This is a genomic window from Amycolatopsis sp. NPDC058986 (genome assembly GCF_042741125.1).
Classification (GTDB): Bacteria; Actinomycetota; Actinomycetes; order Mycobacteriales; family Pseudonocardiaceae; genus Amycolatopsis.
The window spans coordinates 1-15,889 of sequence record NZ_JBHYJW010000031.1 but is presented as its reverse complement, the minus strand read 5'-3'; the positions used below and the strand labels follow the sequence as shown (position 1 = coordinate 15,889).

Annotated in this window: 16 protein-coding genes; 10 read left to right on the top strand and 6 right to left on the bottom strand. The window is 66.9% G+C overall.

The genetic code is table 11. The features are described from left to right. Window positions 1–6 precede the first annotated feature (6 nt). On the bottom strand, window positions 7–408 hold the full coding sequence (locus tag ACFW0G_RS25650) for a DUF4190 domain-containing protein (protein ID WP_378327930.1): 402 nt from the start codon (window positions 406–408) through the stop codon (window positions 7–9). A gap of 152 nt (window positions 409–560) precedes the next feature. On the opposite strand from ACFW0G_RS25650, the gene ACFW0G_RS25645 reads away from it, so the two are divergent. From ACFW0G_RS25645 to ACFW0G_RS25610, 8 genes are all read left to right on the top strand, one after another. Further along, window positions 561–1,757 (top strand): acyl-CoA dehydrogenase family protein, encoded by a 1,197-nt coding sequence (locus tag ACFW0G_RS25645; RefSeq protein WP_378327929.1) that lies wholly within the window; start codon window positions 561–563, stop codon window positions 1,755–1,757. Window positions 1,758–1,957: 200 nt separating this feature from the next. Then, window positions 1,958–2,476 (top strand): general stress protein, encoded by a 519-nt coding sequence (locus ACFW0G_RS25640; RefSeq protein WP_378328020.1) that lies wholly within the window; start codon window positions 1,958–1,960, stop codon window positions 2,474–2,476. 283 nt (window positions 2,477–2,759) lie between these two features. Beyond that, window positions 2,760–4,085, top strand: a complete 1,326-nt coding sequence (locus tag ACFW0G_RS25635) for an ABC transporter substrate-binding protein (protein ID WP_378327928.1) — start codon at window positions 2,760–2,762, stop codon at window positions 4,083–4,085. Next, window positions 4,082–5,026, top strand: coding sequence for a carbohydrate ABC transporter permease (locus ACFW0G_RS25630; protein ID WP_378327927.1), 945 nt, complete (start codon window positions 4,082–4,084; stop codon window positions 5,024–5,026). Before ACFW0G_RS25635 ends, ACFW0G_RS25630 begins: the two co-directional genes overlap by 4 nt. After that, window positions 5,026–5,868: a carbohydrate ABC transporter permease gene (locus ACFW0G_RS25625; protein WP_378327926.1), complete on the top strand. Its 843-nt coding sequence runs from the start codon at window positions 5,026–5,028 to the stop codon at window positions 5,866–5,868. Before ACFW0G_RS25630 ends, ACFW0G_RS25625 begins: the two co-directional genes overlap by 1 nt. A 4-nt stretch (window positions 5,869–5,872) precedes the next feature. Further along, window positions 5,873–7,054 (top strand): ABC transporter ATP-binding protein, encoded by a 1,182-nt coding sequence (locus ACFW0G_RS25620; RefSeq protein WP_378327925.1) that lies wholly within the window; start codon window positions 5,873–5,875, stop codon window positions 7,052–7,054. A 105-nt stretch (window positions 7,055–7,159) separates the two neighbouring features. Further along, complete coding sequence (locus tag ACFW0G_RS25615) at window positions 7,160–9,745, top strand: glycosyltransferase (protein ID WP_378327924.1); 2,586 nt, start codon at window positions 7,160–7,162, stop codon at window positions 9,743–9,745. After that, complete coding sequence (locus tag ACFW0G_RS25610; RefSeq protein ID WP_378327923.1) at window positions 9,745–11,178, top strand: radical SAM protein; 1,434 nt, start codon at window positions 9,745–9,747, stop codon at window positions 11,176–11,178. The genes ACFW0G_RS25615 and ACFW0G_RS25610 overlap by 1 nt, the downstream gene beginning before the upstream one ends. Before the next feature lie 7 nt (window positions 11,179–11,185). Here the strand turns inward: ACFW0G_RS25610 and ACFW0G_RS25605 are convergent, their stop codons facing one another. Continuing rightward, on the bottom strand, window positions 11,186–12,097 hold the full coding sequence (locus tag ACFW0G_RS25605) for a hypothetical protein (RefSeq protein WP_378327922.1): 912 nt from the start codon (window positions 12,095–12,097) through the stop codon (window positions 11,186–11,188). A gap of 191 nt (window positions 12,098–12,288) precedes the next feature. On the opposite strand from ACFW0G_RS25605, the gene ACFW0G_RS25600 reads away from it, so the two are divergent. Beyond that, complete coding sequence (locus tag ACFW0G_RS25600; protein WP_378327921.1) at window positions 12,289–12,483, top strand: PspC domain-containing protein; 195 nt, start codon at window positions 12,289–12,291, stop codon at window positions 12,481–12,483. Window positions 12,484–12,492: 9 nt separating this feature from the next. Here ACFW0G_RS25600 and ACFW0G_RS25595 read toward each other — a convergent pair whose 3' ends face one another. The 4 genes from ACFW0G_RS25595 to ACFW0G_RS25580 all read right to left on the bottom strand — a co-directional run bounded on the left by ACFW0G_RS25595 (window position 12,493) and on the right by ACFW0G_RS25580 (window position 14,190). Next, on the bottom strand, window positions 12,493–12,678 hold the full coding sequence (locus ACFW0G_RS25595; RefSeq protein WP_378327920.1) for a DUF397 domain-containing protein: 186 nt from the start codon (window positions 12,676–12,678) through the stop codon (window positions 12,493–12,495). Between the two features lie 9 nt (window positions 12,679–12,687). Further along, the gene (locus ACFW0G_RS25590) at window positions 12,688–13,188 is read right to left on the bottom strand and encodes a DUF5753 domain-containing protein (protein WP_378327919.1); all 501 of its coding nucleotides are present in this window, start codon (window positions 13,186–13,188) and stop codon (window positions 12,688–12,690) included. Then, window positions 13,185–13,412, bottom strand: a complete 228-nt coding sequence (locus ACFW0G_RS25585; protein ID WP_378327918.1) for a helix-turn-helix domain-containing protein — start codon at window positions 13,410–13,412, stop codon at window positions 13,185–13,187. Before ACFW0G_RS25585 ends, ACFW0G_RS25590 begins: the two co-directional genes overlap by 4 nt. A gap of 100 nt (window positions 13,413–13,512) precedes the next feature. Further along, complete coding sequence (locus tag ACFW0G_RS25580; RefSeq protein ID WP_378327917.1) at window positions 13,513–14,190, bottom strand: TetR/AcrR family transcriptional regulator; 678 nt, start codon at window positions 14,188–14,190, stop codon at window positions 13,513–13,515. A gap of 121 nt (window positions 14,191–14,311) precedes the next feature. On the opposite strand from ACFW0G_RS25580, the gene ACFW0G_RS25575 reads away from it, so the two are divergent. Further along, window positions 14,312–15,817, top strand: coding sequence for an MFS transporter (locus ACFW0G_RS25575; protein WP_378327916.1), 1,506 nt, complete (start codon window positions 14,312–14,314; stop codon window positions 15,815–15,817). Window positions 15,818–15,889 lie beyond the last annotated feature (72 nt).

Sequence of the window (15,889 nt, the reverse complement as noted above, 5' to 3'; positions counted from 1 at the left end):
GCGGGCTCAGCGCGTCCCGGCGACCCCGCCGAGGAAGGCGATGCCGAAGATGATCCAGAGCACGAACGGGATCAGCCAGAGCCCGACCGTGACGTAGCCGATGATCATCCCGGCCTGCGCCATGCCCTGGCCGCCCGCTTCGCCGCGTTTGGCCTTGCTGTAGGCGACGTGGCCGAAGATGATGCCGAGGATCGACGTCAGTCCGCAAAGGACGATCCCGATGAGGGAGCACACCAGCGACGCGATCGCCATGCCCTGCTCCTGCTGCGGCATCGGGCCGTAGCCGTAGTAGCCGTAGGGGACGGGCGGCCCGTAAGCCGGGGGATACGGCTGGCCGTAGGTCGGCGGCTGCTGTCCCGGCGGCAACTGCGGCTGCTGGCTCCCGTACGGGTCCTGCGGATAGGTCATCGTTCCCTCACCCTCTCGCGACCCGTCAGCGTAGCTCCCGGCCGGGTGAGCGTGAGCACCCTCATAGCAGGGTGCCGGGTTTCGCGTCATACTCACCGGTAACCCAGCGCCGGGAGCCGGCGTCCCCCTCCTGTCGGAGAAAGAGAGCTGCGATGGCCCGCCTCGCCCAGACCGCCGGTTTGACCGATGTGCAGTCGGAGATCCTTGCCACGGTTCGTTCGTTCGTGGACAAGGAGGTCATTCCGCACGCGCAGGAGCTGGAGCATTCCGACACCTATCCCGCCGACATCGTCGAGGGGATGAAGGAGATGGGGCTGTTCGGGCTCACCATTCCGGAGGAGTACGGCGGGCTCGGCGAGTCGCTGCTGACGTATGCGTTGGTGGTCGAGGAGATCGCGCGCGGCTGGATGAGCGTGTCCGGCGTGATCAACACGCACTTCATCGTGGCGCACATGATCAAGCAACACGGGACGCCGGAGCAGAAGCAGCATTTCCTGCCGCGGATGGCGACCGGTGAGGTGCGGGGCTCGTTCTCGATGTCGGAGCCGGATCTGGGCTCGGATGTCGCGGCGATCAAGACCAGGGCGCGGCGAGACGGGGACGACTACGTCATCGACGGCTCGAAGATGTGGCTCACGAACGGTGGCTCGTCGAACCTGATCGCGCTGCTGGTGAAGACCGACGAGGGCGCGGAAAAAGCGCATCAGAACCTCACGACGTTCCTGGTGGAGAAGCCGGAGGGGTTCGGCGAGGTGGCGCCGGGGCTGACGATCCCGGGCAAGATCGACAAGATGGGCTACAAGGGCGTGGACACCACCGAGGCGGTGTTCGACGGCTTCCGCATCGGCGCGGACAAGGTGCTCGGCGCCGCGCCGGGCAAGGGGTTCGCGTTCATGATGGACGGGGTCGAGGTCGGCCGCGTCAACGTCGCCGCCCGCGCGTGCGGGATCGCGATCCGCGCGTTCGAGCTCGCGGTCGAGTACGCCCAGCAGCGCAAGACGTTCGGCAAGGCCATCGCCGAGCACCAGGCGGTGGCGTTCAAGCTGGCCGAGATGGCGACCAAGGTCGAGGCCGCGCATTTGATGATGGTCAACGCCGCGCGGCTGAAGGACTCCGGTGAACGCAACGACGTCGAGGCCGGGATGGCCAAGCTGATCGCGAGCGAGTACTGCGCCGAAGTCACCCAGGACGCCTTCCGCATCCACGGCGGTTACGGCTACTCCAAGGAATACGAGATCGAACGCCTCATGCGCGAGGCCCCGTTCCTGCTCATCGGCGAAGGCACCAGCGAAATCCAGAAAACCATCATCAGCCGCGGCCTCCTGCGCGAATACAAGTCCCGCGGCTGACCGGGGCGTGGTGCTGAAGGACGCCATCAGTGCACTCAACGCACTGAAAGCGTCCTTCAGCACCCCCAACGCACCGAAGGCGTCCTTCAGCACGCACCCGGGATATCTCACACTCCGGTACCCCCGTCCGTACGTCGGGTAGGCACGGTTCGCACCTCCTTGACAAGATGGGGGACCTACCGAGCGCGGACGAGCGGGTGATGATGGTGACTGGACCTTTCGGCGGTGGCGGGCGGCAGGCAGGCGGCATGCCCCGGCTGCCGACGCCGCCGACCGGCTGGCCCATCGGGTCGTACGCGACCTACGGCGAGGCCCAGCAGGCGGTGGACTTCCTCGCCGAGAGCGAGTTCTCGGTCGGCGATGTCACGATCGTCGGGGTCGACCTGATGCTCGTCGAGCGCGTCATCGGCAGGCTCACCTGGGGCCGCGTGCTCGGCACCGGCGCGGTGTCCGGCGCCTGGTTCGGGCTCTTCGCCGGGCTGCTGCTCGGCCTGTTCGTCAACCAGGGGTTCGCGCTGCAGCTGCTCACCGGGCTGGTGCTCGGGGTGCTGTCCGGGCTGATGTTCGCCGCGATCGGGTACAGCATGTCGCGCGGGCGCCGGGACTTCTCCTCGGCCAGCCAGCTCGTCGCGGGCCGGTACGACGTCCTCTGCCAGCCGAGGACCGCCGAACGCGGCCGCGAACTGCTGGCCAAGCTCGCCCTCGGCTCCCAGAAGTAACGCCGTTACCCCATTCGGCGCCGGACCGGCAACCCCTCTTCCGAGCGGGATTCCAGGGGTTGCCCGGCGTTTCACGCCGCGGTGGGCTGAATCGTTACCGATACTGCTTGCGAGCACTGATCGCCGGGCATAAGTTGTCCGACACCAGTCGGGCGGCGGTGGAACTCCACCATCGTCGCCCGAGTACTAGCACGTCGGTGTGCTGGCACGGGTCTGCCTCAGCTCGTCGCGGTGCCTGCCACGCGTCGCGGCCTCCGGCGTGCGCGGGGCGAGGAGGCCTTTCATGGGGAAAAGGATCACCGCGCGTATCCGGGGACGGTCCCCCGGACGCCGCACCACCGCCCTGCTGGGCGCCGGCACCCTGACCGCGGGGCTGCTCGCGGGCTGCGGTGGCGGCGGGGGCGTCACGATCAACGTCTACCAAGCACCCGAGGACCACTTCCAGCAGGTCGTGGACAACTGCAACGCCAAGGCCGCGGGCCGCTACAACATCGTCTACAACAAGCTCCCGCGTGGTTCGGACGGCCAGCGCGAGCAGATGGTGCGCAGGCTCGCCGCCGGGGACAGCTCGCTCGACGTCCTCGGCCTCGACATCACCTGGGTGCCGGAGTTCGCCGAGGCGGGCTGGGTCGAGGAGTGGACCGGCGAGCACAAGGCGCAGGCGACCGAAGGCGTGCTGTCGGCGCCGCTGGAAACCGCCACATGGCACGGAAAGCTCTACGGGGCGACGAAGAACACCAACGTGCAGCTGCTCTGGTACGACGACCGCGTCACGCCGAACCCGCCGAAGACGTGGGACGAGATGATCGCCCAGGCCGAACAGCTCAAGGCGCAGGGCAAACCGCACAACATCGTGTTCACCGGCGCGCAGTACGAAGGCCTCGTGGTCATCTACAACACGCTCGTCGAGTCGATGGGCGGGCACCTCCTGTCCGACGACGGGAAGTCCGTGGTCATGGACGCCGGCGCGGTCAAGGCGCTCGAACTGCTGAAGCGGGTCACCTCCTCGGGGATCACCGACCCGTCGCTGACGAACTCCAAAGAGGACGATGTCCGGCAGGCCTTCCAGCGCGGGACCGCGGCGTTCGAGCTGAACTGGCCGTTCGTCTACGCCTCCTACGCCAAGGAGAAGCCGCAGGACGTCAGCCACTTCAAGTGGGCGGTCTACCCGCAGGCCGATCCGAACACGCCCGCGAAGACGACGATCGGTGGCGTCGACTTCGCCGTCAGCGCGTATTCGCAGCACAAGCCGGAGGCCTTCGAGGCGGCGTTGTGCTTGCGCAGCCCCGAAAGCCAGAAGTTCTCGGCGATCAACGACGGCGTCCCGCCGACGATCGAGTCGGTCTACCACGACGATGCCCCGGTCGATCCGAGCAAGCCCGTCAGCGGCGACAACCCGAACATGGCGGCGAAGTACCCGATGCGGGACAGCATTCTCACGGCGTTGAAGAACGCGGCGCTGCGCCCGCTCACCCCGGCGTACCAGAACGCCTCGACCGTCATGTCGAAGATCCTTTCCCCGCCCTCGGCGATCGACCCGCAGAAGACCGCGGACAAGTTGCGGGAGCAACTCGACGACGCCCTCCAGTCGAAGGGAGTGATCCCGTGACCGTGCAAGAAACATCCACTGTGGACACCGCGGCGCCCAGGAAGGGCAAGCCCGTCCTGTCCGAAGGCAAGAAGGCCGAGCGCAAGCTGGGCCTGCTGCTGTGCGCGCCCGCGGCCTTGGTGATGATCGCCGTCACCGGCTATCCGATCGTGTACTCGCTGTGGCTCTCCCTGCAGCGTTACGACCTGCGTTTCCCGGCGCAGAAGGAGTTCGTCGGCCTCGCGAACTACGCGGCCGTACTGTCCAATTCGTACTGGTGGACGGCGTTCGGCACCACGATGGTGCTGACGGTCGTCTCGGTCGCGATCGAGTTCGTGCTCGGGATGGCGCTCGCGCTGATCATGCACCGCACGCTCGTCGGCCGGGGCCTGATCCGGACCGTCGCGCTCATCCCGTACGGCATCGTCACCGTGGTCGCCGCGTTCTCGTGGTACTTCGCGTGGACGCCGAAGACGGGGTACCTCGCGAACCTCATCGCGCCGGATTCGGCTCTGCTGACCGAAAAGGTCCCGTCGCTGCTGATCATCATCGGCGCCGAGGTGTGGAAGACGACGCCGTTCATGGCGCTGCTGCTGATGGCGGGTCTCGCGCTCGTGCCGGACGATCTGCTCAAGGCCGCCGCGATGGACGGTGCGACGGCGTGGCAGCGGTTCACCAAGGTGATGCTGCCGGTGATGAAACCGGCGATCCTGGTCGCGCTGCTGTTCCGCACGCTCGACGCGTTCCGCATCTTCGACAACATCTTCGTGCTGACCAACGGCGCGCAGGACACGTCGTCGGTGTCGATGCAGACCTACAACAACCTGGTCAAGGGGCTCAACCTCGGGATCGGGTCCACGATGGCCGTGCTGATCTTCCTGACCGTGGCGATCATCGCGTTCATCTTCATCAAGGTGTTCGGCACAGCGGCGCCGGGTTCGGATACTGGGGGGAGGCGCTGATGGCCATCGGAGGTGCGGTCACGACCGGCCGCAAGGTGAAATGGGGACTCGTCGACATCCTGGTGCTGGTGTTCGCGCTGGTACCGGTGCTGTGGGTGGTGTCGCTGTCGTTCAAGACGAAGGACACGATCACCGACGGGAGCTTCATCCCGAATTCGTGGACCTGGCAGAACTACGCGGACATCTTCCAGACGACGGAGTTCATCCGGGCGCTGGTCAACTCGATCGGCATCGCGATCATCGCCACCGTGATCGCGGTGGCGCTGGGCACGATGGCGGCGTACGCGATCGCCCGGCTCGACTTCCCCGGCAAGCAGCTGCTGGTCGGGATGTCGTTGCTGATCGCGATGTTCCCGCAGGTGTCGCTGGTGACCCCGTTGTTCAACATCGAGCGGAGCCTCGGCCTGTTCGACACCTGGCCAGGCCTGATCCTGCCGTACATCACGTTCGCGCTGCCGCTGTCGATCTACACGCTTTCGGCGTTCTTCCGGGAGATCCCGTGGGAACTGGAGAAGGCGGCCAAAATGGACGGTGCCACGCCGGCGCAGGCGTTCCGGAAGGTCATCGCGCCGCTGGCCGCGCCGGGCGTGTTCACCACGGCGATCCTGGTGTTCATCTTCTGCTGGAACGACTTCCTGTTCGCCATCTCGCTGACGTCGACCACGGCGTCGCGCACGGTGCCGGCGGCGCTGTCGTTCTTCACCGGGTCCTCGCAGTTCGAGGACCCGACGGGGCAGGTGAGCGCGGCCGCGGTCGTGATCACCATTCCGATCATCCTGTTCGTGTTGTTCTTCCAGCGTCGCATCGTGGCGGGGCTGACGTCCGGTGCGGTGAAGGGGTAAGGCCATGGCGGAAATCGTTCTGGACAAGGTGTCCAAGAAGTACCCTGACGGCGCGCTCGCCGTGTCCGAAGTGGACCTGACGATCGCCGACGGCGAGTTCATCATCCTGGTCGGGCCGTCCGGCTGCGGGAAGTCGACCACGCTGAACATGGTGGCCGGGCTGGAGGACATCTCCTCCGGCGAGCTGCGCATCGACGGTCAGCGGGTCAACGAGAAGGCCCCGAAGGACCGCGACATCGCGATGGTGTTCCAGTCCTATGCGCTCTATCCGCACATGAGCGTGCGGGAGAATATGGCCTTCCCGCTGCGACTGGCCAAAGTGGACGACAAGACCGTGCGGGCGAAGGTCGACGAGGCCGCGAAGATCCTCGACCTGACCCAGCACCTCGACCGCAAACCCGCGAACCTCTCCGGTGGTCAGCGGCAGCGCGTCGCCATGGGGCGGGCGATCGTCCGTAATCCCAAGGCGTTCCTGATGGACGAGCCACTGTCCAATCTGGACGCCAAGCTCCGTGGTCAGATGCGGACCTCGGTGTCGAAGATCCAGAAACAGCTCGGCACCACGACGCTGTACGTCACGCACGACCAGACCGAGGCCATGACGCTGGGCGACCGCGTCGTGGTGCTGCGGGCGGGCTACGTGCAGCAGATCGGCTCGCCGCAGTTCCTCTACGACAACCCGGCGAACCTGTTCGTGGCGGGGTTCATCGGCTCGCCGTCGATGAACTTCGTCCCCGCGACGCTGGAGAACGGGGCCGCGCGCAGCGCGCTCGGCGACATCCCGCTGACCGACCGCGTGCGGCGGCTGGTCGAGGGCGCCGACGCGCCGCGCGAGGTCATCGTCGGCATCCGGCCGGAGTACTTCGAGGACGCGACGCTGCTCGACGCGGCGCAGAAGTCCTCGGGCGCGTCGTTCACCGCGCACGTCGATGTCCTGGAGTCGATGGGCTCGGAGAAGTTCGCGCACTTCACCGTCGAGGGCGAGCTGGCGACCACCTCGGAACTGGCCGAGCTGGCCGAGGACAGCGGCTCCGCCGACGTCCCGGGTGGCGGCGCGCAGATTGTCGCGCGGCTCTCGGCGGCGTCGGCCGCGGCGGAGAACGCGGACCTCGAAGTCTGGTACGACGCCGACAAGATCAAGCTGTTCGACCCCTCCTCCGGCAAGAACCTCACCTATTCGGAGTAGTCCGTCGCGGCTGTCCGTGAATGCCACATTGAGGGACTCAGAGTCCCTCAATGTGGCACTCACGGACCTTTTCCGGAGGTGCCCGGCTGGGTATCATCGGCGGGGATGGCGACTTTATGGGGAATTTCTTTCGACGCCGCGCCGATCTCCGGTCTTGTCGTGGAGTTCGTCAAGACCGCCCGGATATTCCGGGATCGTGGTTTCCGTATCTGTCTCGACCTCGGCTATGACGTCAAGGCCGACAAGAACGCGTTTTTCCGGCCGTACCGGGACGAACAGCGGCAACTGCCCGAATGGGTCGAACTGAGCCGGGTACCCGGAATCGAGCGGCTGCCAGGCTACGGTCCGGACCTCGTCACCGAGCTGATGACCGGCCTCGGTTGCCGGGACGAGCGTGTGGACTTCCTGGCGGACCAGCTAAGACGCCTGATCCTCGATGAATGGGCACGGCTGGATGTGTCCTTCGTGATCGTGGAGAACGGAACGCTGCCGGAGAACGTCGTCTACACCGAGGCGTTGTATCGGGCCATCGAGGAATACGGTGCGAGCAGAAGACTCGGCCGGTTCGTGGTGTGGCGGGACCACGATCTGATGTGGCAGAGTGAACCGGGAACGGGAAAATACGGCGAGTTCCCGTATCCGGGCACGGTCGCGCCCCGGAATTCACCGTTCGTTCAGTATGTCGTCCTGCACGCCAGGGCACGCGATCAGATGCTCGACTGGGTGCCGGGCCTGCGCGATATCACCGTGTTACCCAATACGTTCACCCACGCGACGGCGGAAATCACGTCACGCAACGCCGGATTCCGGGCCGAGTTCGGGATTCCCGGGCACGTTCCGCTGATCGCCCGATGCACCCGGATCATCCGGCAGAAACGCATCGACCGCGACCTGCGTCTGCTCGCCGCGCTGGGAAGCCGCGTCGAGGCATGGCTCTTCGTCGCCGGAGATACCGGCGAATCGCCGGAGGAGTACGCGCGGCTCACGGCACTGGCCGAAGAACTGGGAGTGCGGGGCAGAGTGGTGTTCGGCGGACGGCTGGCGCCTCGGGAAAGCCCGTCGGCAGAGGGGTATTCCGTCCGCGACCTGCTCGCGCACGCGACCGTCATGTCCTTCCTGACCTCCTACGACTACGAGAGCTACGGGAACCCGATCGGCGAGGCCATCGCGTCCCGCGTTCCGTACCTGAGTACGCGTTACGAGCTGTACGAAACGGTGTACGGATCGCACGGCTTCCGCGCGCCGGTACTGGACATCACCGCACACGACCTGCCCGCCGAGTCCTTTGTGGACGAAGTGGCGGAACTCCTGACCGACGAGCGAAAGCGAGCGGAGATGGCGGAGCACAACTTCCGGCTGGGCGAACGCCGGATCGGCCGGGACCGTGCCGAGGAACTGGTGGATCGCCTGCTTCCCGCACCGATGGGCGATCGGGTCCGGATGAGCGTGGTCGTCCCGGTGTTCAACGAGGCCGCGAACCTGCCGTCGGCGCTGGACTCGCTCTACGACCAGCGCGACGCCGACGGCGCGCTCCTCGATCGTTCGCTGTACGAGATCGTGCTGGTGGACAACAACTCCACCGACGACACCGCCGAAGTCGTCGCCCGGTTCACCGCCGGGCATCCGGACCTGGCGATCCACCTCGTCCCCGAACCGGAACAGGGCCCGGCGTGTGCCCGCCGCACCGGAATGGACTTCGCCGCCGCTCGCAGCAGGCGCCGGGCCGCCGCCGACGAAGGCCGGTTCTATCTGGTCGGTGCCGACGCGGACTGCCGAGTCGCACCGGACTGGCTGTGGCAGCTCTTCGTCGCGATGGAGTCGGACAAGAAAGCCATCGGGGTCTGCAACTACTACTACGAACCGGAGCATTTCACGCACCGGCCGCGCCTGTGGCACGCGATCGACCGGACGCTGCGCTGCCGCGAGGTCACCTTCTCGCTGTTCGGCGGTTTCCCCGACGGCAAGGGATTCGCGGTGGATCGCGACGTCTACGAGGCCGTCGGCGGCGTCGAGATCTTCTACCAGCTGCGCGACGGGAAGTTCGTCAACCACCTCTCCGACGACTGGGACTTCGGGATCAAGGTCCGTGCTTCGGGTGAGGACATCGGCTACGCGCCGCTCTCCCGCGTCGAGATCAACCCGCGCCGGGTCAACCACGCGATCGAGGAGGTCATCACCGGCACGGCGTACGGTTCGGGCGGCACCATCGTGATGCGCGACATCCGCGTCGACGACCCGGTGGTGGATCGCGAGGTCGACCTCACCGCGGAGGAAGCGCAGCAAGCGTGGGAGTTCTCCATCAAGGACTTCACGCCCAAGAACACCATTCTGCCGGTGCTGCTCACACCGTCCCTTTTGGACGACGCGAGGGTGGTCGAGTTCTTCGGTGCCGACCTGGCGCGGCGCCTGCGGCGGCGGATCGCCGAGATCACCGACGAGACGCGGCTGCGGGACTTCACCCCGATCCACTCGTACAAGACGCCGTCGTTCCGGCTGTATTTCGAATTCCGGGAGGAGATCTTCGCCCGTTTGCGTGCCACGGTCGGCGAGGACATCGGGTACCCGCCGCCCCTTCCGCCGTGCCTCGCCGAGGTCCCGGAGGAACGGTTCGCCGAATTCGTGCGCTACTACTGCGAGGACCGGGAATCCGGCGACGCGCACGACTATTTCGGCAACGGCGGGGTGTTCTGATGGACGCGCTGGAATCCCTGCTGGCGATCGACCCGTCGGCGCCCGTGCCCGCGGTCCAGAAGGCGTTGGCCGATCCCGTCAACCGGCATCTACTCGACTATGTCACCGAGGACCCGTTCGGCGCACATGTCTTCCCTGGCAACGAAATCGGTTACGCTCCGGAGAAGTTCCTGGCCGACCTCGACGCCCAACTGGCGGACACCGCGCCGATCCATCTGTGGTCGTACATCCCGACCTGTGCCTACCGTTGCCGCTTCTGCCAGTACCCGGTGGTGCTCGTCAAGGGCGAGCCCGAAGTCGCCGACACGAAGGCCTCGCAGTGGGTCGACTGGAACATCCGCGAGGCCCGGCTGTGGCTGGCGAAGGTGCCGAACCTGGCGAAGGCGCCGATCGGCGAGTTCAACGTTTTCGGTGGTACGCCGTCATTGCTGTCCGCCGACGCGATCCGGCGGCTGCTGGACTTCTACCGCGAGAACTTCGTGTTCGGCCCGGACACGACGATCCGGTTCGAGGGCGACCCGAGCACGTTCACGCGAGAGAAGCTGGAACTGCTGGCCGAACTGGGCTGCACGAAGCTGTCGAGTGGGGTGCAGTCGTTCGACGACCACGTCCTGGAGTTGTGCGGACGCGAGCACACGTCGGCGATGTGCGCCGATTTCGTCCGCAACGCGCAGAAGCTCGGGTTCGAGTGGGTGAGCATCGATCTGATGTACGGCCTGCTCGATCAGAGTGTCGACAGCGTCCGGCGCGATCTGGACGTCGTGCTGGAGCTGGCGCCGACCGCGGTGGTCTGCACGAAGCTGCACCTGAAGTCCTATTCGGACACTCGAACCGGCGTCGCCGGGGTCCAGCCCGCGGCGTGGCAGCTGCCGGACTACCGCGACCGGATGGCCGGGCGCGGGCATCACTGGCCGACGCTGGGGGAGCAGTACCAGATGCGCGAGATCCTCACGGAAGGCTTGCGCGGCAACGGGTACACCGAGTGGCCGACCATGTATTTCGCCCGCGGCGGGCAGCCGGAGAAGTGGAAGGCCATCATGGTCGACCAGGACAAACAGGAGGCCGAGGTCGCGATCGGGCTCGGTGGCAGCTCCAGCTGCCGCGCGTCGGAGGCGATCACAGATGTGCACTGGCAGCGGTACTCGGAGGCAGTGGAGGCAGGCCGGATCCCGCTCGGCTCGGCGACGCGGTTCAGCGAACGGGCGCAGGAGGCGCGCGCGGTGAAGATGGCGCTCACGACGTTGCGCCCGCTGGACGACGCGCTGCATCGCCGCCGCTTCGGGCGTTCGCTGTTCGACGAGCCGTGGCTTTCACGATTCTCGGCGCTGGCCTCGCGCGGCCTCGCCGACGTCGACCCCGGCCGGGGCACGATCACACTGACCCCGGACGGCGAGGTCCTCGTCGAAGCGATCATCAACACCGAACTCGCCTGACACGAGGTCAGGGGAGTTTCGGGAACACGACGGCGGCGGCGGAGCGGGCGGCGGCACACGTGGCGTCGTTCGCGTCGCCCGCGGTCTCGACGACGATGAGTTCGGCCTTCTCGCTGCGCCCCGGTGGTCCTTGCGCGGTGTCGACCGTGCAGAACGCTCCGGACGTGCTCACCCGAGCCTCGCGCCCGCCGAGCGCTTCGGTCGGGCCCTGCGCGGCGGCCTGGTCGACCGAGAGCCGCAGGCTCACCTTGCCGCGGATGCAGCTGTGCCCGGACAGCGCCGGCGCCAGTTTGGTTTCCGGCCCGCTCGCGGCGTCGAGGTCGTGCGTTTCGATCAGCGGGCACGGGTCGACCCGGCCCCACGACTTGTCCGGGAACGCGAGCCTGCCCACCTTGCCCGCCGTGATCGCGGCGAGCGCGCCGCCGACCGCGGCGTCCGCCTTGGCGCAGCGCGCGTCGGCGGGGCCGGGCGTGGTGACGTCGGTCACTGACAGGTTGAGGCGGATCCCGTCGGCGAAGGTGATCACTCGGGTGCAGGTGGTGTCGGTGTTGAAGGCGGACTGCTGGACGCTCACCCCGGACGGCGTCGATCCGATGTAGGAGTCGTACGGCTTGAGGTTCGGGTCGACGTCGGTGGACAGCGGGCCGATCATCACCACGCGGTGGACGTTGTTCTCGGTCAGCTGGGCGCGGCACCACTCGAAGGACGGGCCGGGCGGCTGCGCGACCTGTCCCGCGCCGGTCACTCTCGGCAGGTCGAGCAGGCTGCAGTAGTCGATGGTGCCGAAATCGCCGAGAGCGTTGACCGCGGTCAACGGCGCTGTCGTCGGGGGCTCCGGCGATGCCTGGGGTCTCGCGCATCCGGCGACGAGAACGGTACCGCTCAGGGCAAGGGCCAGTAGTCGGCTGATCCAAGGCACCGGGAGTGAGTATCACTTGTGGTGCGGGAAAAGCCACCCCATGTGCGCAATTACCCGCGGCGAAGTGGACGAGCGGTACGGCCGGCCCCCTAAGGGATGAGTCCGTCTCTTGCCTGATGCGAACGCGGCTTCACGCTGGTGAACTGGTGTTGTACGGCGGAAGTGCCGCCGACGACGAAGGATGTGACGACGTGAGTACTCCCGTGCCGCAGAAGCTGACCCGGCCGCGCCGTGGCCGCATGATCGCGGGGGTGTGCGCCGGGATCGCGCAACGGTTCGGCATCTCGCCGGGCGTCGTCCGGCTGCTCGCCGTGCTGTCGTGCATCCTGCCGGGGCCGCAGTTCCTGATCTACCTCGTGATGTGGGCCGTCATCCCCAGCGAGTGAGGGCTGTGCTCAGAGACCTTTCACCGAGGTCACGAAGGGGCGCCACGAGCCGGTGGACAGTGTGAGCGCGGGGCCGTCCGGGTCCTTGGAATCACGGACCGCGACCGCTCCCGAGGCGATGGCCACTTCGACGCAGGCGGTGTTTTCGCCCTGGCTACGGCTGCTCTTGAACCAGTTTGCCCGACTCAGGTCCACCGCTTCACCTCATGTGCTCACGTGGTCGGCGAGCTTCAAGAGGAGTTCGCGTGACTCCTGCTCGCCGAGTGCGATCTTACTCAGATTGGCGAATCGCCGTGCCAGCTCTGCGACCTGCGGAGCTTTGACCAACTGCAGGTTGCCTCCCGCATGGTCGACGTAGCCGAGATCATCGATCGTGTCCGGGGGAAAGGTCAGAATCGAGAAGGCCCCGCGCAGCCCCTCATGTGCGCCCGCAGCATCTGGGATCACCTGCACGGTGACATTGTCCAGCTCGGAGATCTCGATGATGTGCAGCAACTGCGCGACAACCACGCTGCTTTTGGCGATCTTCCTGGTGAGGGCGGTTTCGTCAATGAGAACGTAAAGGACGAGGGGATCTTCCTCACGGAGTCGTTTCGTGCGGTGCACGCGCACGTTGAGGTTGCGATTGCGTTCCCGAGTGCCGCTCTTCGCGAAGAATGCGGCAGCGTAGTCTTCGGTCTGCAACAAACGAGGAACCGAGGTCACCTCGAAGTTGCGACTGAGACCGCTTCCACTTCCAGAGCCGGGCAGCTGTCCGCGGCCACGCCTTCGATCCTGTTCTGTCCCTTTTTCATCCGCGACAACGTGCTCGTCGACAAATCGAGGTCGGCACTGGCCTGTTCGAGCGTCAGCCCCGCCCGTTCCCGCCATGCTCGCAGCTCTTTGCCGAGCTGCAGCCGTTTGATCGCCGGAACGCTGTAGGACGCCACCCGCGTACCTCCCCTGTACCCCGTCTCATGACCACGCGGGCAGCAGTGTCCGTGCGGGAGGCGGACGTCGGGATCCCGGCTTGTTCACCGGATCGGGGAATCAGCCGTGGCGAGGAGGACGCCATGCGCAGGCGGCGGCGTCGAGGTCGTCGATGCACATCGGGCCGTGCGGCAGGTCGGTGGCGCGGCCCGGCTCGGCGCGGAGACCGTCGAGGATCAGCGCGAAGTAGCGCCGCCAGACGCCGGGCTGGATCGCGTGGGTGTACTCGATGACCTCGCCGATCATCTGGTGGAGCATCGGCATGTCGGTCGGGGAGAAGTCGGCACGCAGCTGACCCGACTCCTGCGCCCGTTCGATGAGCCGTGTGACCAAGGGCACCAGGCGGCTTTTCACTTCGGCGACGCGCTCGCGGCCGAACGCCTTGGACAGCATGACCTCGCGCAGGCCGCGGTCGCTCGAATGCAGTTCGACCGTTTTCCAGGCGAAGTCGAGGAAGCCTTCCCAGGGGTCCTCGAAGGCCAAAGCGGCCTCGGCCATCGTGCCGACCTCTTCGAGCCGATCGACGAACATGGCCTCGACCAGGTGTTCCTTGTTGGGGAACCGGCGATACACCGTGCCGACGCCGACTCCGGCGTGATGCGCGATGTCGTCGAGGGTGGCTTCGAGCCCGCGCTGGGAGAAGACCTCGCGCGCGGATTCGAGAATGCGCCGTCGATTGAGCTCAGCGTCACGCCGCAGCGGCCGCGCCGGTGCGGCGGGAGCAGCGTCCCGTGCCATGTGTCCCATCTTAACACTTAAGTTGAGGCAGTCCCTCCGGTTCTTGTGTACCGTGATCGGCGTAAGGGGAGACGGTTACTCCACATAGCTTCGTTGCTCACTATTCGTAAGGGACCTTTCGATGACTCAGTCATCCGTCGCTGTCGCCGCGCCACCGGGGGACGTCCACAGCGCCAACCCGCATCACGCCAGACGCTGGCTGATCCTCGCGGTGATCGGCATCGCACAGCTGATGGTGGTGCTCGACGCGACCGTCGTGAACATCGCGCTGCCCTCGGCGCAGCACGCACTCGGCTTCTCCGACGACGCCCGCCAGTGGGTCGTCACCGCGTACGCGCTCGCGTTCGGCAGTCTGCTGCTGCTCGGCGGACGCCTGGCGGACCTGTTCGGCCGCAAGAACGCACTCCTCGTCGGCCTGGCGGGGTTCGCGGCGGTGTCGGCGCTCGGGGGAGCGGCGTCCAGCATCGAACTGCTGCTGGTCGCGCGGGCCGCGCAGGGTGTCTTCGGCGCGCTGCTGGCGCCGGCGGCATTGTCGTTGCTGACGACGACGTTCACCGACCCGAAGGAACGCGGACGCGCCTTCGGGGTGTACGGCGCGATCGGCGGTGGGGGTGCCGCGGTCGGGCTGCTGCTCGGGGGTGTGCTGACGCAGTACCTCGACTGGCGCTGGTGCATGTTCGTCAACATCATCTTCGCGGTCGTCGCGTTCGTCGGTGGTTTGCTGTTGCTGCGCAAGCAGGAATCCGACGGTCCGCGGCCGAAGCTGGACCTGCCCGGCACCATCACCGCGACCGCGGGTCTGTTCGCCGTCGTCTACGGTTTCTCCAACGCGGAGCACAACTCGTGGTCTTCGGCGTCGGTGTGGGGCTTCCTGGCCGCCGGTGTCGCGCTGCTCGCCGTGTTCACCTGGCTCCAGACGCGCGTCGCGCATCCGCTGCTGCCGCTGCGCGTGCTGCTCGACCGCGACCGCGGCGCCTCGTACATCGCGATGTTCCTGCTCGCCATCGGGATGTTCGCGATCTTCCTGTTCCTGACGTTCTACGTGCAGCTGAACCTCAAGTTCACCCCGATCCAGAGCGGTGTCGGCTTCCTGCCGATGGTGGCCTCGCTGATGTTCGCCGCGACGACCGCGACGAGTGTCCTGCTGCCGCGCATCGGTGCGAAGCCGTTGGTGCCGACCGGCATGGTGATCGCGGCGCTCGGGCTGTTCTGGCTCAGTGCCATCGATCTGCAGAGCACCTACGCCAACGGTGTCCTCGGCCCGCTCATCGTGATGGGCCTCGGGATCGGCCTGTCGATGGCGCCCGCGATGAGCGTCGCGACTTTCGGCGTCGACCCGCACGACGCCGGTGTCGGCTCCGCCGCGGTCAACACGATGCAGCAGGTCGGCGGTTCCATCGGCACCGCGCTGCTGAGCACGCTGGCCAGCAACGCCGCGACGTCGTTCATCGCGGGTAAGCAGCCGACGCAGCAGCTCGCGGCCGAAGCCGCCGTGCACAGCTACACGACGGCGTTCACCTGGGCCGCGGTGATCTTCCTCGCGGGCGGTGTCATCACCGGCCTGATGCTGCGGCCGGGCAAGCCCGCCGCCGCCCCGGAAGGCGCCCCGGCAGCCGTCCACATGTGACACTGCGGCTCATGCGCCCGAATGTGGCGGGGGGGGGGGGAGGGGGGCCGCTCACCCCCAAAGAGGGCGGGG